Genomic DNA, 18429 nt, shown 5'->3' with positions numbered 1-18429 from the left:
CAGCGTGTCCGCAGGACATAAACCAACATTTTCGGGACTTTGTTGGGTTTCACTATGTTCAACCCAACCTACAATTCTCCTTAACTGAACCGTATTGGTGCATAACGGACTAAAGCCTGATGATGACGGGTTAGCCAGCAGGCATAACGCACCCTACTACGTAAATTTCAAAAATCAAAAATGAGTCCTGTAGACAATTTTTGTGTTATGAAATAATTGAAAACTTTAGGTAAAAATTCAGCACTTTTTGAGTTAAGAAGTCACAATTTTTAAAGAGTCTATGATTTTTTGTATCTTCTTTTCGTCAAATTTTCAACGGAATTCTTAACTCTTCTGACTCCTGTTCGCGTAGCTTACCAGGAAGGAATATTCTGGCTCCTGAATTCTTACAATTATAGGTTCATATACTCTAGTTAAATGGAAAAAATTACATACAGATAACGATTTCACTACACATACAATTGAAAATTAAAGGTAATCTTAATTTTGAAACTTTGATACCAGTTATAAGCTTCTTATCAAAGATATCACATATCATAATTTTGACTTTAAGTAAATATGTTATTTGGATAAAAATATAATAAAGAAGATATGTGCTTTTAGTAACAGCGTATTGCAAGTTTATAAGGTATAATCTTCAGTCATGATTGTAAGGGCTAACAGTTGTTAGCCTTGTCATTGGTGTACCTCACTTAGCTGAAAAGCATTTGTTTTCCAGCCTGGAGATAACCCCATACAAATGCATCAGCTTATTTTGGTAGCTGTGTCCCCCCCCTTTCTACACCAACGCCCCGACTTTCTCCAACAACCCCTGGAACAACTTCAACCCATCGCTACCGCCCAGCATCGGATCAGATGCCCTCTCTGGATGCGGCATCATTCCCAACACGTTTCCTTGACGGTTGCAAATCCCCGCTATGTTGTTCACTGAGCCGTTGGGATTATCTCCCTCGTAGCGAAACAGGACTTGACCGTTATTTTCAATCTCTGATAATGTGGAATCATCTGCGTAATATTGCCCCTCCCCGTGAGCAATTGGCAGAGTGATAATTTCACCATTTTGATAACCTTGCGTCCACTGAAGGTCTGTACGCTCGACTTTCACAGGAACGCGATCGCATATAAAATGCAAATCCCGATTCTTCACCAACGCTCCCGGTAACAGCCCTGCCTCAGTTAATACTTGGAACCCATTACAAATACCGAGGACAAATTTGCCCTTTTGAGCGTGTTCAATGACTTGCTGCATCACGGGTGAAAAGCGGGCGATCGCACCACACCGTAAATAATCCCCGTAGCTAAAGCCACCTGGTATAATCATGAGATCTACATCAGAAATATCAGTTTCTTGATGCCAAATCATGCGAGTAGGTTGCTTCAACAAGTCTCTTGTGACATAAGCAACGTCGCGATCGCAATTAGAACCCGGAAAAACAACAACTCCAAAATTCATGTTATTAGTGATTAGTCATGAGTTATGAGTCATTAGGCATGTGTCATTCGTCGAAGTTTATAAAAAGAAGGACGAAGGACAAAAGACTAATGACTCTGAAAAAGCAGATTAATAGACTCCCGTCTGTGACTCAACCTCTATCAAATCAAAGCGATAATTTTCTATGACTGGATTTGCAAGCATTTGGTCACACATCCGATCTAAGTTCTGACGGGCTGTATCTTCATCGGTTGAGATGAGAGTGACTTCAATGTACTTGCCAATCCGCACCTGCTCAACATAATCGTATCCCATTTGCTTCAGCCCAGATTGCACTGCGACTCCAGCTGGATCCAGAACTGAAGGACGGAGAGTGACAAAAATTTTGGCTAGATACTTCCTTTGCACTGGCTTTTGCTGAATACTGCTAAGCTCATACTATATCTTTCTGTCCCAATTGGGCGACAATAGAAGCACAAGTTATGAGAGTTAAGCTAAAAGTTAAGCAGGAGAATACCTTAAAAGAAACTTTTTCAAATACAATTGGCGTTTTATTACTATACTAATTTGTCTATGAGAGCCGTACGCACCCGCAGTCAAGAGCGTATTCTAAACTTGCTTAAAACCATTAAACAAGGCATTTCCGCCCAAGATATTTATGTCGAGTTACGTAACCGTAACCAAAGCATGGGTCTGGCAACAGTTTACCGCTCATTAGAATCCTTAAAACTTGAAGGTCTGGTGCAAGTGCGGACATTAGGTAATGGTGAAGCCCTCTACAACTTAGCCCAGCAAGACAAGCACCACCTGACTTGTCTACAGTGTGGTGCTTCCATCCCGATTAATCAATGTCCCGTCCATGACCTAGAGGGTCAACTACAGTCTACACACAAGTTTAAGATTTTTTACCACACTCTAGAATTTTTCGGTTTGTGTACTCAATGTCAATTAGCTCAAACTGGTGATTAGTCATTAGTCATTAGTCATTAGTCATTAGTCAAGAGTCAAGAGTCAAGAGTCAAGAGTGATGATTTCTCTTGTCCTCTTGTTCTCACTGAGATCACTCTAGCTAGAGCGATGATGATTATTTCCTGGAGACACTTCCCCTGTATACGGAAGATTTGAGTCAGTTGTTTGACCATCAGAGACAATCGAGCGTATACCTTCCAAAGTAGCAGGTATCGTGCGTGGATCCATAAACATAACCTTGCTACTATCGCTTTTGCCAATTGTCGCACCCATATCCATGTAACCCAAGGCAAGCAGAACTTCTAAAGCTTGGTAAGCAACAGGATCATTTTTCATTTTTTGGGCAATGATATCTGCAGATTCGGCGATCGCGTGCGCTTTAAGAACTTGCTGCTGGCGTTCGGCTTGTGCTTTGAGAACGATTGCTTTTTGTTCTGCTTCTGCTTGCAAAATGACCGCTTTTTGACGGGCTTCTGCGTCCAGAACTTGGGCGTCAGCTTTACCTCTGGCGCTATTGACGGCTGATTCGCGATCGCCTTCGGAAGTTAAAATGGCTGCTCGTTTACGACGTTCCGCCGACATTTGCAATTCCATCGACTCGGTAACAGCTTGTGACGGGATAATATCGCGCAGTTCCACCCGCGTCACTTTCACGCCCCAAGGATCAGTTGCAATATCTAAGTCATGCAATAACATTTCATTAATTTGAGAACGGGCGGTAAAAGTTTCATCCAATTCCAATTTGCCCATTTCGGCACGAATTTGAGTCAGCACCAAATTAACCATCGCCGCCTGGAGATTTTCTACTTTGTAGTAGGCTTTCTCCATATCCATAATGCGCCAGTAAACCACCGCATCAGCGGTAATGGAGACGTTATCACGGGTGATGCATTGTTGCGGCGGAATATCTAAAACTTTTTCTCGGATAGTTTCGCGGAAGACAACCCGATCAAAAAAGGGAACGAGAAAGCTAAGTCCTGGTTCTAACTTTTTGTTATAGCTTCCTAAGCGTTCCACCAAGGCTTCATTTCCCTGATTCACAACTTTGGCAGAACCAGCTATGGCAGAACCGCCAAAAGCGAGAAAAACAAGTAAAAAAAACTGTTCCATAATGAATTATCCAAATTTTTAACAGTTATCAGTCATCAGTCATCAGTTACCAGTTATCAGTCATCAGTTATCAGTTACCACTTACCAGTTATCAGTTACCAGTTAGCAGTCATCAGTTATCAGTTATCAATTGTTCACTGTTTACTGTTCCCTGTTCACTGTTTACTGTTCACTGTTCACTGTTCACTGTTCCCTCACGAGTCCAACAGATTTTCTGGCATCACAATCAGAGTCGTCCCTTCGCGTCCTGTGACGTAAACTCTTTGATTGGGTGATATGCTGAGTGTCTCATCGTCACAACGTGCCCGCCAAGAATTTCCCTCGTATAGCACTCGTCCTGGTTTTCCGGCTGGAATCTCAGTTAAAGTTTCGCCTATAATTGCATGCTGAATTTTCGTTTTACGTTTTGGCACAGTCATAAACCGACGGGAAAGTACGACTAGTACTGTGGAAAGGAATAGCCAAACCACAATTTGTAGCCATAACTTGCCCAAAATCGTTTGAGACAGAAACGCCACAACAAGGGCGCTAATTCCCGCCAAAAAGGCAGCAAAAGCTGTTGGCATAAACAGCTCTAACAAACAAAGACCTGAACCAGCCAAAAGCCAAATTAAAGTAGTACTTGGCATAGTGCCATCCTAGAGAATAGATTCACACCATCAATGCATTTTTTTGATTAGATACACTCACGCATTGACTCTTTCCAGAAAGCAAAAATTAATTTTTAAAAGTAAATTTTGATGACTATTAGCAACAAAAATGTTTAATCAAAAGAACATAATTCCAGTCTATCGTAGCCTTCGAGTGTTTGACAGTTTCCAGGACTTACGCAAAGAAACCCGGTTAAGAGCAAAAATCGTCTGTTTCGCAACCAAATACGAACGAAGAAACCGGGTTTCTGGTAGATGGTGCGTAAGTCCTAAGTCCCACGTTCATTCTTTGAGTAGTAAGTAGTAAAGTTCTCCATTACCACCTGTTACACCAGCGCGATCGCCTGCTAAGTTACCAGTCCCCATAAAATAATCAACCCGTCCTGGACTTTTGATGGCGCTTCCTGTATCTTGGTCAAGTACAAAACGGCTTACCTTACGATACTCCAACCCTCCTCCTGTTTTGGGATAGGGAAATGAAGAGTAAATGAGCGCTAGCGCCCCTGGAGGCATAAGAGATTTATCTGTAGCAATAGATCTCTCTGGGGTGACTGGCACACCTATACTTCCAGTAGCAGGCGTACCGTTGGTTTCCCTAAAAAAGATAAAGCGTTCCCAGCGTGGCAGGTATTGATTTAAATCCTGAGGATTTTCGCGGAAATACTTAACTATCGCTGGCATTGTTACTTTTTCTCGGGACAGTTTGCCATCTTTAATGAGTGCCCGCCCGATACTAGTCCAAGGATAATCTGTTCCACCTGCAAAACCAACAGAGGTTTTTGTACCATCGGTAAGCTTGAGTTGGGCAGACCCCTGAATATGTATCATATACGCCTCAAAGCGATCGCGAAACCAAAATAACTCCGAACCGCGCAACGGGCTTCGATCTTTTAGCAAGCCATCTTGTCCTTCCAAATCAATCCGTTTGGGGTGCGGTTTAGCCCAGGCATCGAAATCCAGTGGGCGTCCATAAAGGGGATATTTATAAACTGCTGTGGGCGTGCGACTGGCAGTATAAACAGGCTCGTAGTAAGCAGTAAATTTAACAGTTCCCTTACCGTCATTACCGACCGACTTGTAAAAGACAAATTCCTTATTGAGAGCAGCTTGTAATTGTGATGGTGACTTAGAATTTACAACCAGTTGACGAAAACGTATTAAGCTACGACGGACGCGATCAAGTGTAATTTCTGTAATGGGATAATTTTGATACACTGTATTTGCTTTGTTGGTTTGCAAATAACGTAAGCTGTTATCAATTGATGCCAAAAGCGCTTGTTTATCGCCTTTTTTACCCTTGCCACCCCAAAGTTGTTCATCCCAACCCAAGCATTGGTATGTCACTTGACACGTTTTTCTGTCTGTGACTTTCAGTGGTATTGGCAATTCCTCAACAGATGGTGGCTGTTGTGGTGGTAGTTGCTTGGGGTTGTTTGGAACAGGAACAGATGGTAAGTTAGGAGCTTGAGCAACTGAACAGCTAAGGTTAACCAGAGCTATTCCTAGACTAAAACAAAGCAAAGCAAAAATTTTTCTCATAATTTACGTAAATTAGCTAAACCATGTAGTAGGCATACGCAGTGTAAGCGTTGTGTTCAAAGTAGGGTGCGCTTCACTTTGTTACCGTGACTGTGGACAAGGAATAATAACGTAAGTTGCTAATTAGTCCCTAGAAACGGTATATAAGTCATACGAAAACTCCCTTTTGAAGTATTGCAAAATACTATTAATTGAGAACTGGTACTTAAACTCAGGCGTTTTTTGATAACTAGCAACTTGGGTTCATATAGCAGTGCTATTTCATTTGTGAATTTGTACATTCTTCTTCCCTGTTCCCTGTTCCCTGTTCCCTGTTCCCTGTTCCCTGTTCCCTCTCTCTACTTTGTAATTCACCAAGTCAAACCGGATTCCTATATAACTTACACATTTGGGATGTTCCCAAATTAACTCATCGATTTCTCGAAAAATTCCGACTTGCATGATTTCAACTCAGCGGATAATTTATTGCATAAATCAAAGCTGTACTTAAGCCATGAATTCTATAGAAGATAGTGTTTCTACAAGTTCTCAAACTCCCCTAGTTCACCGTTACCTTTGGGCAACTGGTTCATTAGCCGCCAAAATCCAACCTGGAGGGAAAGTTGGACATCGCTATGACGTCACTAGCTCGAACATTTGGCTAGATACTCAACCAGAACTATTGCCAGACATCCCTGAAGAATTTTCTAAAGAAATTGTGTCTTATCTGCGATTATATCAACACAGATTACATATTCCTCAGGTATATGGGTTGGCTTATGATAATATTCTCTTGTTGGAAAATGTGCCAATAGATGAAACCGGAAATCTCTACCCAGCAATAACAGACGCATGGGAGCAAGCAAAAGCAGTACGACAAGTTTACTGGCTTTTCCAAATTCTCCAACTGTGGACACCACTATCAGAGTTGGGAGTCGCTGGCAGTTTGCTGATTCCAGATAATTTGCGCGTGCAAGGTTGGTGCGTGCGACTGTTGGAACTTGTAGAAACGTCTCATGACGTGTCTTTACAGCAGTTGGGAAAATGTTGGCAACCTTGGATCGCTGCTGCAAAAACACCAGTAGCACAAGAGTTGAACAACATAGTCCAGCAGATGCGTAGTGAAGAAGCAAATTTAGACTCTATTGCCACTCAACTCAATATTTTACTCCTATCATGTGCAGCAGATTTGCCATTAACCCTAAAGGTAGCAGGATCAACAGATTCTGGTTCACAACAAACGCAAAATGAAGACGCTTGCTACCCTAGTGAAGCTGCTGATCCAAATGATTTATTATTACCACTGGTATCTATTGTTTGTGATGGTATTGGTGGACATCAAGGCGGTGAGGTTGCAAGTCTGCTAGCAGTGCAATCTCTAAAATTGCAACTTCGCGCCTTACTCACAGAGATGAAAGAACAAGCAGACATCTTACCGCCGGACTTAATTCAAAAACAAATAGAGGCAAGTTTGCGAATTGTCAATAATGTCATTTGCAACTGCAATAATCAGCAAAAACGCGAAGGCACCGAACGCATGGGTACAACCCTTGTGATGGCAGTGCAATTACCGCAAATTATCAAAAGTCTCTCTGGTAATGAGTCACAAAATACACATGAACTTTATTTAGCTCATGTGGGTGATAGCCGTGCTTACTGGATAACACGCGACTACTGTCAGCGTTTAACAGTAGATGATGATGTCGCTGGGCGGGAAGTCCGTTCTGCTCGTACTCTGTATCGAAAAGCACTGCAACGCCCCGAGGCAACTTCCTTGAGTCAAGGATTAGGCACAAAAGATGGTGAATTCCTGCGTCCTGTGATTCAGCAATTTATTTTAGAAGAAGACGGTATATTACTGTTGTGTTCTGATGGTTTGAGCGACAATGACTTGGTAGAAAATTCTTGGCGGAACTACGCTGTACCTGTTCTGCAAGGTGAACTTTCCTTGGAAGATGCTGTCCGTCAATGGATTTCATTGGCAAATGAGAAAAATGCTGAGGATAATATCTCACTGGTTCTGACCCATTGTCGTGTTTCCCCAGATCCTATAGCTTCATTGCTTAGCGGCCTGCGACCTGTAGAAGTCATAGTACCAGAACAACAAGAACAAGAACAAGAACAACAATCTGAGTTGACACCAAGTTCTCAAGCGCTTCTGGAGTTGCTTGTTTCACAACCACCGCTAACAGACGAAACCCAAAGTCCTGGGAAATTTCAAAAGAAGAAAAAGTGGTGGTTATTGCTTGCGGGGTTATTGGTTTTGCTTGTGGGTGGTACAAGTTTAGGATTATTTGCTTGGTGGCGACTCAATCCGCGAACATTTCAGCAGACATGTCAGCGACTTCCTCTGAAAGTGCAGCGATTGTGTCCACCGCAGAGGTAAAGACTCGTGGGCGAGTGTTAAGGACTCGTGCTTTGAGTGTTAAAGACTCATGCTTTGAGTATTAAAGACTCGTCAGCGAGTGTCAGGGGAGATTGTAAGATTTTATTCCACGTCCGCCTGCGAATTCATTCGCAGGCTCATAGGCGAAGTCGTCTAAAGACGACTGGATAATAATAGAAATAAATAATGGTGAATCATCAGTCCGTTTTAACGGACTTTGATCATCCTTGTGATTGGGCGGGGAAGCAATACCCATTATGAACAACGCAGCTTCTATCAAACTACGATCATCATTGGTATCCACATCTTCTGCATTTAAGATCCTTGCTTAAGATTTTCAACTCATGTCCTTTGGCTCCCAAATCTGTAATAATTGCAGCATCGCGGGTAGTAATCAGCATTTGACAGCGCTCACCCAACACATCAAACGCTTCTGCATGTTCACGCTGCCAGATATCATCGAGAATCAATAAGCAAGCTTTATCTGCCAGCAATTCTCGCAACCGCGTTTTTCCCAAACCAATTTCAGTAAATACCGCTTGGGAATCACCCAGCACCTTGGCTAACTCGGTTTGTAAACTTAAAAGCTGCGGTGTTTGCCCGAGTGTTACCCACAACACCCCATCAGGAAACGCTTGTCTGACTTCTTCATCCCGCGCCAGTGCGGTTGCTAGGACAGTTTTGCCAATTCCACCCATACCTTGCACACCAACACGCCGACTCATACCTGTGATAACCACAGGCTTTTTAGTATTTCCCAGCACTTCTTGTTTGAGCGTTTCCAGATGTTCCGGACGCGGTAAAAAGTGCAGAGGTAAGTCAGGTACGTTGATGAGATTGTCTAAAGTCGCTAAGTTAGTCTTTTTTTTTAGTACGGGAATAGACTCACCTGATACTCCAGCCAGTGCAATGGCGTTACGGGCGATCGCAAAAGCAAATTCTACAGGCGTCGCTTGATCATATTCTGGATTGTGAGCAGCTAACGCATCGTAAAAACCAACAGCAAATTCAATCGCCGCTTTGTCATCAATCGAATCATTCATGCCAATCACATAATCAATGTGTTGGACAATCACATCCGCTTGCATCTGAGCATAGCAAGCATTCAAAAGCACACACTCAATTTGCTTAGCAAACTGCTCAAATAATCCTGCCAGCGCTTCTCCTGTTACCAATTGCGGATTACCAGTTTCATCCTCAAAATATAAACCATTAGCCCCCGAGCCATGACCAGAAAAATGGATAATATTGGGTCGATAATTCAAAATAGCACGGCGAATATCACGGGGACGTACTGCCCACTCTTGCTCAATCAGAAATTGGTCACGCTTTTGCGCCAGCCGCAACCCTTCCTTGATATAGCGCACTTCCTCATCCAAGCGCAGGCGTCCCGTCTGTTTGGGATTAGCTGCTAAAACCAATATTTTCTTGACTGTGGAGTTGCTGTTCATGTTGCGGGAATAAGTGTCTTTTTATAGTAAAAACACTCGAGATTTTACTTAGGTTCCCTGAGAGTGATTGGAAGCATTTCGGTAGAGCACTGTTCAGCGTTAGTCTACTGTTGTTCCTAACACTGGCTCAATTTCATCAACAACCTAGAACTTGTAGACGTTTGTGATCGCCTCTAGTTACTTTTTTCGGAGTGTGTTGTGAAGTTGGTTGATTTGGTTGGGATTGTGCTCCATCTGCTGTTGAAAATATTTCCAACAGCGAGCCACTTTTCTCTATTTATGCGAATTCGTAACAGGTTCGTGATCTGTGCAATTCTCTTTCAATTCAGGATGCACCGCGCAGGGCAATAGTTTCTCGCCACTGAAATACTTGCAACCACTGCACCCAATCGGAACCGTTAATTTTGCCGGAGGAACATCGCTGAAGGTAATGGGCTGTTGCTGAGTTCTTGATCGGAAATTATCAGCGATCGCCATTGATGTCCCCACCATCATCATTCCGCCGCCAATTGCACCTGTGCCACCGAATAAAATGTTTTGTAACGCTGGTTGCTGATCTGGCCAAAGTTTGGCTACTCTGTTTGCAGCAATACCTACTATTCCAGCTGCACTAGCAACAACCCCGACGGCAATTGAAATTGAACCGAACACGCCTAAGACTACCGATGATATCTCTGCTATTTCATCCCTTCTCAGCATAATTATGCCTCATTAATTGGTTGATGTAACTGTCGGGAATCGCACCCGAGATGGAGCTTGGTTACTCACGCTGCGGTTAAGCGATACAGTCTCTTGTCTTGTAACACATCTACTTTTGTCCTAACACCGGATCAGTGATATCGATTTTTATATTTGACCGCATAAACTACTCCCTTCCCGGTGTAAGATTACCGATGTAATTTCTCACCCGGTGCACCCAAGCGCTCCCCTCCTACCTAAACGGTAATCTTCACAGCACCGAAAGGAGTAGTCAGGATGACTAGGACTTACTTTTGAGCAGAAAATACCAAATATGAGGGTATAGCTTTGGGGCATTCAAACCTGGTTTTTCGATGATCTTAAGCGCGTTCGCCACCCATCTGGCTTTGGGGAAACTTGGGTAAAACTGGGCAACCGTCGCAATTTCGGCGCTTTGGACAGTCGGTTTTTTGCTGTATATTTGCAATAAAGCGCCGAAATTGCACAAACGTGGACGCTAAAAAACAAGTCTTCTGGTACGGTTGCCCAGTTTTAACTAGATATGATCAAGGGCTGTAATTCTCAAATGTCTGGAGCGAGCAAATTACGCTACACATACGATTTACCTTTTGTACAGTGCGTAAGTCCTAATAATTTCATATTTCACAGAATCTTTAAGGTTTTCAACATAAAAAAATATTAACGAAGTTGTTAACTTGACGTAAAAAGAGATACATTCTTATCAGAAACGTAAATCAACCCAGGTAGTTTCTAGTATGATTATTTCTGATTTAAGCCATTTGGAACCGATTTCTGAATTTACTGACATTCTAGGAGGTGCTGGAGCCGCAGTGGGTACTACGGCAGTAGCGACTGGTACCACAACCTCCACCAAAAGTATTGGTTACACGACCGCCAACCCCCTGCCTGGGGGTGGCAGTTACGCACTTGGTTTGGGTTATGCTCAAGCAGTAGGAACTGGAAACAATCCTACAGCCACAACCACTGCTTCTGGGGCAGGTCAAGGTGATATCGTCCTAGTCATTCCAGCAAGTTGGAAGTATAATACTGGTTCTTCGGCTGTGAGTAAATCTGGTGTTTTGGTACTTGCACTTGACCTTCCTTGACATTGAGACTAGCCTTTTCAAGGTGGTGGAAACTACTTTTATTTGATAGTCAACCAACACCTACTTAGGCTTTTACGTGGAAAGAAAATACCAGCCGTGTTTGGCGGTAAGACGTTGGTGTCGAGGGATCGCTTGTCTGACGGCTGGTATTTTCTTTTGTGGTTCCCCCTTAGCTGATTTTCGATTGACTGATTATTTATCCAATTAGACAGATAGAACTTTTATGCCACTAGCGGTATGAATTAAAATGTAAATTTATGTAAAACAGCTATTAGTTAAAAAATAAAAACTCTGTTTATGCAACTAGCTAACAAAGTAGCACTGATCACAGGAGCAGGTTCAGGTATGGCTAAAGCAACAGCAAAGTTATTTGCTCAAGAAGGTGCAAAAGTTGCTGCTTTAGGTCGTACAAAGGATGAACTAGAAAAAACCGTCGCTGAAATTCACCAGTCTAATGGTGAAGCAATCGCGCTAGTTGCTGATGTTTCTGATCCACAAGAAATGCAACAAGCCACCCAACAAGTTGTAGATAAGTGGGGACGCTTGGATATCGTCTTTGCTAACGCTGGTATTAATGGTGTGTGGGCACCTATTGACGAACTGGCACCCGAAGAGTGGGATAAAACAATCAATGTTAATTTAACAGGAACATTTCTCACAATAAAATACGCAGTACCTTACTTGAAAAAGCAGGGCGGCTCTGTGATTGTCACCTCATCTGTGAACGGTACGCGTATGTTTAGCAATAGTGGCGCTACTGCCTATTGTTGTACAAAAGCAGCACAAGTAGCCTTGGCAAAAATGCTAGCTTTGGAGCTAGCTAAAAACCGTATTCGTGTTAATGTCATTTGTCCTGGTGCTATTGATACAAGTGTTGACGATAACACTAAAAAACGAGATTTAGAAGGTCTTCGAGAACCTGTTGAATTTCCTGAAGGAAAGATTCCCTTAACTGATGGTAAACCAGGAACGTCACAGCAGGTGGCACAACTGGTTCTGTTTTTAGCGTCAGATGCTTCGAGCCATATCACTGGTACCGAAGTTTGGATTGATGGAGCAGAATCTTTATTGAAAGCGTAAGAATAAACTGTTTTCCTCAACGTAGCAGATTGCTCTATCTAATTTGTCAGTTAAATTTAGTAAAGTTTTGTTGCAACTTATTAGCCTTTGGCGTAATCTCAACCGGGGTCAGTGAAGACTGAGGAGAATTGTTTCGAGTGAGTAATGTTTCCTCGTAAAATTCTCTTTTAACAAAACAAAGCCATAGAGGCTAGTAAGTGAAATGATTCCGAAACTAACTAGCAGTAAAAATCGCGCAAATCTACTAGATAAATTTGTATCAAAGGGTATTCGATTTATCTATCGTCCAAAAGCTGTTTTACTTTTGCTGAGCGGTTTAGCAGGGGGAGTTTTATTCAGTAGTTGCAGTTCACAGCCAAGTCGCATTATTATCTCCAGTGGTGATGTTGGTAGTTATTACTACAGCTTAGGCCAACAAATTCATAACTCTACCTACGCGACAGTGAAAATCTCTGTTAATAATCTTCAATCGCAAGGCTCTCAGCAAAACTTAAAACGCTTGCTTGATCACCAAGCCGATTTTGCGATCGCACAATTAGATGTTGCCAATAAAGCAATGCGTGAGGGACGGGTTAAAGCGGTTGCAATTTTGGCAAACGAATATGTCCACATTATTATCCGTAAAGATTCTGGATTAAAAATGTTCAGTGATCTTCAAGGAAAGCGAGTTGCTGTTGGTAATCCCGGTAGCGGGATCAGCTTTACTGCTAAGCGATTACTTGAAGCAGATAAGCTAAGTGTTAAACAAGATAACTCTGATTTTGATCAAGCATTCAAGAAACTGAAATCTCGGCAGGTGGATGCAGTTGTCTATGTAGGAAGTCTAGGTGCTAGTAAAAATCTACGGCAACAATTTGTAAACAATTCTGAGTTAAAGCTACTTCCTCTTGAACCTGCATTAATCAACAGCTTGACAGTTTTTGATCCTGGTTCTTATCAAGGCGCAGAGCTACCTGTCGGAACTTATACATCGCGTCCAGCCATTCCAGACCAGAAATTACCAACTCTCTCAACTGCTACCGTTTTGGTGACTCGCCCCGAGATGGATCGGCGGACGGTTGCATTGGTTACCTGGTCTATTCTCTCTACTGCCCGTAACTATTCCCAATTCTACCCTGCACTCCAAAACGAAGAGCCAGAAATTTTACTGAGACAAGGAATATTTGATATACATCCAGCAGCAGAGGAGGTCTTTCAACGCGGCGATCCTCGTATGGCACTGATGCATTATTGGCAACATAATAGTGACTTGCAGGCTGGAGTTTTTATTTTGGCTTCGACGAGCATCTTAGGAATACTGTTGCGACAATGGCGTAGACGGCGATCGCAAAAAATGATCACCACAACTGCTACCCGAATCAATGAACTCAAATTACTATTGCCAGATCATCCTCAGCAAGCTTTAGATGGTATTGAAGATCTCAGCCAAGAGCATCGGTTGATGTTCGTTGAGGGCACAGTGACAACGGAAATCTACGAGCAACTGCGGCAAAAAACACAAACTTTTACAGACCAATGTCGTAGACTTCTGGAACTACAGCGCAAAAAGTTTGTTATGGAAACTCTGCTATTGCTAGATGAATGGCAAGCAACGTTGCAGACAAATCCAGAGGAGGCATTAAAAAAGCTGAGTCGTATTAAGCAGCAGTATCGAGATATGCTGCTCTCAGATCAGCTTGACATTGAAGCATACGTGGAACTGATGCAGCTAACTCTTATTTCGTTAATAACCTTGGTTCCAAAACAGTATAAAAATGGCACAAGTTATGTTAAACATGACTAAACATAGTAAACACTGAAAAGTATTAGCGACAGTAAAAACGGATAAATGATAATGTTGTCAAATTCAACTTGCTATACCAATTTGAAAAAAGAATGCGACAGATAGAATGCTAAAAGCAATTACCAGTAAGTTTTTTACAATCCAAAATCTAAAATCCAAAATCCAAAATCCAAAATCCAAAATTGTATTACTGCATTCTATCGATTGTGCGATACTGAATAGCTTCAGCTATGTGGTGTGCCTTTAACTCGTCATTAACAGACAAATCTGCAATCGTTCGTGCCACCTTAAGAATGCGATCGCTCGCCCTTGCTGACAAACCCAATTTTCTAATTGCCCCTTCTAATATGTTGCGACTACTATCATCTAGTTTGCACCATGTCTGAAGGTGACGGCTCTGCATTTGAGCATTGCAAGAAAGATTTTGTTCATTTTTAAATCTATGGGATGCGTAGTCGCGTGCTTGTTGCACTCGTTCCCTCACTGTTGCTGATGATTCCCCTGTCGGTTGTTGAGTAATCTCTTCTGGTTTGAGGCGATTGACTGCAACTTGCAAATCAATTCTATCCATCAAAGGTCCAGAAAGTTTTGCCCAGTATTGTTCTCTTTGCCTTGGCGAACAGGTGCATTGCTGAATTGTATCTCCGTAGTAGCCGCAAGGACAAGGATTAGTACTCGCAATCAAAGTAAACTGAGCTGGAAACATGACAGATTGTTTCGTTCTCGAAATCGTCACGTAGCCATCTTCCAAAGGTTGACGCAGAAATTCTAAGACATCTCTTTTAAATTCTGTTAACTCATCTAGGAAAAGTATACCTCTGTGTGATAGGGAAATTTCACCAGGGCGAGGAAAGCTACCGCCACCGACGAGGGAAGGACCAGAAGCGGAGTGGTGGGGACTGCGAAAAGGGCGATCGCGCACCAATGATCCTCTATTTTTCAATAAACCAGCGACCGAGTGGATACGAGTCACTTCCAGCGCTTCTGAAAAAGACAATCCTGGCAAAATACCAGGTAAACGTCGTGCCAGCATGGTTTTGCCACTACCAGGCGGTCCCACAAAAATTAAATTATGTCCGCCAACCGCCGCAATTTCTAAAGCACGACGAGCATGAGCCTGTCCTTTGACATCGTTCAAATCTGCTGTTTGGATCAGATTTGCCTGTATCGTCTCTACAGTATGATCCAACTGTACGGGTTTGTAACGCCCTGGATTATTCAAAAAATCAGTGACCTCAGATAGATTTTTGAAGCCATAAACTGCGAGTCCTTCCACCACAGCAGCTTCTTGTGCATTATCCGCAGGGACAACTAAACCAACAATTCCCATTTTTTGGGCAGTCGCAGCAATAGGTAAGACACCCGCAACGGAACGTAAACTGCCATCCAGAGACACCTCACCTAGAAAAAGATGGTCTCCTAACAAATAAGCGCTAACTTGTTCAGAAGCCGCCAAAATTCCCACACTGATAGGCAAATCAAAACATGGACCTTCCTTGCGTAAATCGGCAGGTGTCAAATTTATGACAATCTTTCGTATAGGAAAGGCAAAACCAGCATTCTTGAGAGTTGCTTTGACTCTTTCGCGAGACTCTTGCACTGCTGTGTCTGGGAGTCCTAAAACGACAATTCCCGGCAAACCTCCTGAAACGTCCACCTCAACGCCCACTTTAACAGCGTCAATGCCGACAATTGATCCACTCCAAACTCTGGCAAGCATGTGCTGAATATTTGATCAAGAATACTAAACCTATAGAATCTCTAGCAGATCAACAGCTAAATCGGCATGAGTGAAACCACAGAGGTAATTTTCAGCAAAATCCTTTACAAATGAAGCTATTGTGATAATATTATTTTTGTAGAAAAAAATAACTTTGATTGCTATGGATGCAAAATTGAAGCATCCAAAAGCGGATACGGCATGAAGAATTGAATTTACTCAAAAAGGCATCTTATAGCAAGCCATCTGTATATCTTTTGGTAGCACAGGCGTTGGTTAAGATGCTCAAACATATGGAAAAGGCTTTGCTGCATGTGGTCGCAATAATTTGGTAGAGTGGGCTGCACAGAAAGTCCAGGATGAGGCTGGTCATGACCAACTTGCTCTGCTGGATATTGAGTCGATGGGATATGATGCACAGTTAGTGGTGCAAGTGCTTGTTCCATCTGCTGTCAAGGTTTTGGTTGATTACTTTACCCAAACTGTACAAGCGCCCGATCCAAAGGAGGACTACATCTCAGACGAGGAACTCCAGGATATATTGAAACCGCTAGAGTTACCTCTGAATAAACACAGGCAACAAGGGAAAGAGGTGTTTGTTTCAATCGTTGCGAACGTGTAATCGCGCCCTTTAGCCACTGATATCATGTCCGGTGAAAGACTTATCATTAAGACGGCTCTTAGCAGGGAGAAAGAGGATTTCCCGGTTTTTGCACAGATTTTGTAATCACAACTAATTAGCCGGACATGATATGACAAGCAACAAGTGAACTCTCATTATTAGTCTGTTTTGAAAATCAATCGAGAGCTTTAGACGATTTCTAACGATTCAAGGAGTATATAGCAATGACTACTGCAACTATGACTGCGGCAACAATTACTCTTGAGCAAAAGTCCTCAAGCCACGATCTTATTAGCTACTTCACAAATACCTATTTTGATGTATTGAATGATATCAAAATTGATGATTTAGAAACTATCGTCATCAGTGAATTCGCGCAAGGATTGCCTAGCGGCACCCCAGTACCTTTTTGGTAAGGCACGAAGCGAAAAAATATCCACCAATCTTGTATCCCTCCCTGGAGGATGGGATACAACCTAAATCCGTTCACAAGTCGCGCGGGAGCGTCGTTGTTCAAAGTAGCGTTGCTCTTACACAAGACGCTAGTGCAGTACGGCAAAAATAATCCAGAGTCCCTTATTAACCCTAAGGGACTCACCATCAGCCTATGCCTGCGGCATTGGGCTTGGGCGAATATTAAATTAGGTATTTTTTGGGCGGGAAGGGAGTAGCTTTACAATGCATTTTTTCAAATTTTAAGCAAGTGAAAATCAGGAAGTTAAGAATAAAGTTAAATAAAACTGTAAAGTTTTTTTGCACAGCATGAAAATTGGTAATGTATGATTTTATACGTATACTCTCTATATCTGGAACTAATTGCTTGTCCTTCTTTGACTTTAAATGTATAACTTCAAGTTTTTCAAAGAAGTTTTTATATGTAGTCAGTCAGCTTTTAGTAGAACTTTTATACACGTATTGAGAGGATTTAGCCATTTTGTGTCCTTTTTTTTTAAAGAAAAATATGGAGTGTTATTTGTCTTGTTCCTTTACTTGTATCCCTTCCTATGAGAGCGGGGTGGTTTCATACAAATACAGGAAAACTACAATTCAGTACCAGAGTAGATAAGCGTTTTATTTCGAGTAAAAAAATACGTAAATAACTCAGGTAGCCAACTTTGTTGGCTACACAGAAAAATCTGTACTTCATTACAAACGAGAACCGCCATATGAGTTAAATTCAATCTAAAAACCTAGATTTTCGCTGGTAAAAATGGTTTGTGGTTGCCAATATTTATTAAGTCATCTTAATAAATATATAGAAAAAATGAACGAGCCAGCCGCCTACACATTTCCCGGTTTTCCAACCCTCAGCCAAAAACCAGCAGTAAAAAAAATAACTGTAGACTTGACACCAACTGAAGCTTTAGTGCTAGAAAAGTATTGCAACCAGACAGGGAAAGCAGCTACAGATGTGATTATGGAGCTTATTCAAAATTTATCCTGAATCTAACTTTTCACGGCAACTCTAAAACGTTAGCGTTTAGAACGGTTGTAGCTCAGATATACGATCTAGTTCTCGACCAACCCAAAATTGCCAGGTTAAGGTAAGCACACAAGCTGGGGGAGAACAAGATTTTTTATGCAAGCAACCCGTCATATCGTGTCCGGTTAAAGACTTATCATTCAGGCTGCACTCGGTGCAGGGCGCAGGACCCACCAGGGAAAGGGTTTTAAGGTTTTTGCACAGAACCTCCTAATAACAACCAATCAACCGGACTCCTAAGAAAGCAGGGGGCGCTTATACCAATTCAAAATTCGCTGATTCAAAATTCGTCTTGAAAAGTTTTGCACCGGGAAACCCCTTCGGGTGTGCGCAGAGCTCACGCCAGAAGGGATCTGCGCTCTTATGGCGACTGCGTAAGCGCAAGCGCACGAATCGAGCGTTGCAAGAGCGTCTGTGCAG

17 protein-coding genes are annotated in these 18429 nt (G+C 42.3%); 8 read left to right on the top strand and 9 right to left on the bottom strand.

Annotated elements, in window-relative coordinates:
- Positions 1-778: 778 nt before the first annotated feature.
- Entirely contained in the window at positions 779-1453 is a 675-nt protein-coding gene (gene purQ, locus AC5590_RS01260) for a phosphoribosylformylglycinamidine synthase subunit PurQ (RefSeq protein ID WP_169267986.1), read from the bottom strand.
- A gap of 108 nt (positions 1454-1561) precedes the next feature.
- Positions 1562-1840: a phosphoribosylformylglycinamidine synthase subunit PurS gene (gene purS, locus AC5590_RS01255; RefSeq protein WP_169267985.1), complete on the bottom strand. Its 279-nt coding sequence runs from the start codon at positions 1838-1840 to the stop codon at positions 1562-1564.
- A 165-nt stretch (positions 1841-2005) separates the two neighbouring features.
- Between purS and AC5590_RS01250 the strand changes: the two genes are divergently transcribed.
- Entirely contained in the window at positions 2006-2401 is a 396-nt protein-coding gene (locus AC5590_RS01250) for a Fur family transcriptional regulator (RefSeq protein ID WP_169267984.1), read from the top strand.
- Positions 2402-2497: 96 nt separating this feature from the next.
- Here the strand turns inward: AC5590_RS01250 and AC5590_RS01245 are convergent, their stop codons facing one another.
- The 3 genes from AC5590_RS01245 to mltA all read right to left on the bottom strand — a co-directional run bounded on the left by AC5590_RS01245 (position 2498) and on the right by mltA (position 5700).
- Positions 2498-3511, bottom strand: coding sequence for an SPFH domain-containing protein (locus AC5590_RS01245; RefSeq protein WP_169267983.1), 1014 nt, complete (start codon positions 3509-3511; stop codon positions 2498-2500).
- A 194-nt stretch (positions 3512-3705) separates the two neighbouring features.
- Positions 3706-4140: an NfeD family protein gene (locus AC5590_RS01240; protein ID WP_169267982.1), complete on the bottom strand. Its 435-nt coding sequence runs from the start codon at positions 4138-4140 to the stop codon at positions 3706-3708.
- Between the two features lie 303 nt (positions 4141-4443).
- Positions 4444-5700 (bottom strand): murein transglycosylase A, encoded by a 1257-nt coding sequence (gene mltA / locus AC5590_RS01235; RefSeq protein WP_169267981.1) that lies wholly within the window; start codon positions 5698-5700, stop codon positions 4444-4446.
- A 493-nt stretch (positions 5701-6193) separates the two neighbouring features.
- Here mltA and AC5590_RS01230 point away from each other — a divergent pair, with 493 nt between their 5' ends.
- A complete protein-coding gene (locus tag AC5590_RS01230) occupies positions 6194-8065 on the top strand; it encodes a protein phosphatase 2C domain-containing protein (RefSeq protein ID WP_169267980.1) in 1872 nt (623 codons plus the stop codon).
- A gap of 82 nt (positions 8066-8147) precedes the next feature.
- Here AC5590_RS01230 and AC5590_RS01225 read toward each other — a convergent pair whose 3' ends face one another.
- The 3 genes from AC5590_RS01225 to AC5590_RS01215 all read right to left on the bottom strand — a co-directional run bounded on the left by AC5590_RS01225 (position 8148) and on the right by AC5590_RS01215 (position 10215).
- Complete coding sequence (locus AC5590_RS01225; RefSeq protein ID WP_498822662.1) at positions 8148-8369, bottom strand: hypothetical protein; 222 nt, start codon at positions 8367-8369, stop codon at positions 8148-8150.
- Positions 8356-9516 (bottom strand): NB-ARC domain-containing protein, encoded by a 1161-nt coding sequence (locus tag AC5590_RS01220; protein ID WP_169267979.1) that lies wholly within the window; start codon positions 9514-9516, stop codon positions 8356-8358. The genes AC5590_RS01225 and AC5590_RS01220 overlap by 14 nt, the downstream gene beginning before the upstream one ends.
- Before the next feature lie 273 nt (positions 9517-9789).
- The gene (locus AC5590_RS01215) at positions 9790-10215 is read right to left on the bottom strand and encodes a hypothetical protein (RefSeq protein ID WP_169267978.1); all 426 of its coding nucleotides are present in this window, start codon (positions 10213-10215) and stop codon (positions 9790-9792) included.
- A gap of 755 nt (positions 10216-10970) precedes the next feature.
- Here AC5590_RS01215 and AC5590_RS01210 point away from each other — a divergent pair.
- From AC5590_RS01210 to AC5590_RS01200, 3 genes are all read left to right on the top strand, one after another.
- Positions 10971-11321 (top strand): hypothetical protein, encoded by a 351-nt coding sequence (locus AC5590_RS01210; protein ID WP_169267977.1) that lies wholly within the window; start codon positions 10971-10973, stop codon positions 11319-11321.
- 297 nt (positions 11322-11618) lie between these two features.
- Complete coding sequence (locus tag AC5590_RS01205; RefSeq protein WP_169267976.1) at positions 11619-12401, top strand: SDR family oxidoreductase; 783 nt, start codon at positions 11619-11621, stop codon at positions 12399-12401.
- Positions 12402-12603: 202 nt separating this feature from the next.
- On the top strand, positions 12604-14184 hold the full coding sequence (locus AC5590_RS01200; RefSeq protein WP_169267975.1) for a TAXI family TRAP transporter solute-binding subunit: 1581 nt from the start codon (positions 12604-12606) through the stop codon (positions 14182-14184).
- 187 nt (positions 14185-14371) lie between these two features.
- Here AC5590_RS01200 and AC5590_RS01195 read toward each other — a convergent pair whose 3' ends face one another.
- On the bottom strand, positions 14372-15904 hold the full coding sequence (locus tag AC5590_RS01195) for a YifB family Mg chelatase-like AAA ATPase (RefSeq protein WP_169267974.1): 1533 nt from the start codon (positions 15902-15904) through the stop codon (positions 14372-14374).
- Between the two features lie 328 nt (positions 15905-16232).
- On the opposite strand from AC5590_RS01195, the gene AC5590_RS01190 reads away from it, so the two are divergent.
- From AC5590_RS01190 to AC5590_RS01180, 3 genes are all read left to right on the top strand, one after another.
- Positions 16233-16526 carry a hypothetical protein gene (locus AC5590_RS01190; protein ID WP_169267973.1) on the top strand — a complete coding sequence of 98 codons (294 nt, stop codon included), beginning with the start codon at positions 16233-16235 and terminating at the stop codon, positions 16524-16526.
- Positions 16527-16750: 224 nt separating this feature from the next.
- Positions 16751-16942 (top strand): hypothetical protein, encoded by a 192-nt coding sequence (locus tag AC5590_RS01185; protein WP_169267972.1) that lies wholly within the window; start codon positions 16751-16753, stop codon positions 16940-16942.
- A gap of 848 nt (positions 16943-17790) precedes the next feature.
- The gene (locus AC5590_RS01180) at positions 17791-17970 is read left to right on the top strand and encodes a CopG family transcriptional regulator (protein ID WP_169267971.1); all 180 of its coding nucleotides are present in this window, start codon (positions 17791-17793) and stop codon (positions 17968-17970) included.
- Positions 17971-18429: the final 459 nt, after the last annotated feature.

The sequence above is a fragment of the Brasilonema octagenarum UFV-OR1 genome (genome assembly GCF_963888615.1).
GTDB classification, from domain to species: domain Bacteria; phylum Cyanobacteriota; class Cyanobacteriia; order Cyanobacteriales; family Nostocaceae; genus Brasilonema; species Brasilonema sennae.
This window is presented reverse-complemented; position numbering and strand designations above follow the sequence as displayed.

What these genes read in the sequence shown, in the direction of transcription:
- purQ (WP_169267986.1), bottom strand. Translation starts at nt 1,453, where the DNA reads ATGAATTTTGGAGTTGTTGTTTTTCCGGGTTCTAATTGCGATCGCGAC.
- AC5590_RS01250 (WP_169267984.1), top strand. Translation starts at nt 2,006, where the DNA reads ATGAGAGCCGTACGCACCCGCAGTCAAGAGCGTATTCTAAACTTGCTT.
- AC5590_RS01245 (WP_169267983.1), bottom strand. Translation starts at nt 3,511, where the DNA reads ATGGAACAGTTTTTTTTACTTGTTTTTCTCGCTTTTGGCGGTTCTGCC.
- AC5590_RS01240 (WP_169267982.1), bottom strand. Translation starts at nt 4,140, where the DNA reads ATGCCAAGTACTACTTTAATTTGGCTTTTGGCTGGTTCAGGTCTTTGT.
- mltA (WP_169267981.1), bottom strand. Translation starts at nt 5,700, where the DNA reads ATGAGAAAAATTTTTGCTTTGCTTTGTTTTAGTCTAGGAATAGCTCTG.
- AC5590_RS01230 (WP_169267980.1), top strand. Translation starts at nt 6,194, where the DNA reads ATGAATTCTATAGAAGATAGTGTTTCTACAAGTTCTCAAACTCCCCTA.
- AC5590_RS01220 (WP_169267979.1), bottom strand. Translation starts at nt 9,516, where the DNA reads ATGAACAGCAACTCCACAGTCAAGAAAATATTGGTTTTAGCAGCTAAT.
- AC5590_RS01215 (WP_169267978.1), bottom strand. Translation starts at nt 10,215, where the DNA reads ATGCTGAGAAGGGATGAAATAGCAGAGATATCATCGGTAGTCTTAGGC.
- AC5590_RS01210 (WP_169267977.1), top strand. Translation starts at nt 10,971, where the DNA reads ATGATTATTTCTGATTTAAGCCATTTGGAACCGATTTCTGAATTTACT.
- AC5590_RS01205 (WP_169267976.1), top strand. Translation starts at nt 11,619, where the DNA reads ATGCAACTAGCTAACAAAGTAGCACTGATCACAGGAGCAGGTTCAGGT.
- AC5590_RS01200 (WP_169267975.1), top strand. Translation starts at nt 12,604, where the DNA reads ATGATTCCGAAACTAACTAGCAGTAAAAATCGCGCAAATCTACTAGAT.
- AC5590_RS01195 (WP_169267974.1), bottom strand. Translation starts at nt 15,904, where the DNA reads ATGCTTGCCAGAGTTTGGAGTGGATCAATTGTCGGCATTGACGCTGTT.
- AC5590_RS01185 (WP_169267972.1), top strand. Translation starts at nt 16,751, where the DNA reads ATGACTACTGCAACTATGACTGCGGCAACAATTACTCTTGAGCAAAAG.
- AC5590_RS01180 (WP_169267971.1), top strand. Translation starts at nt 17,791, where the DNA reads ATGAACGAGCCAGCCGCCTACACATTTCCCGGTTTTCCAACCCTCAGC.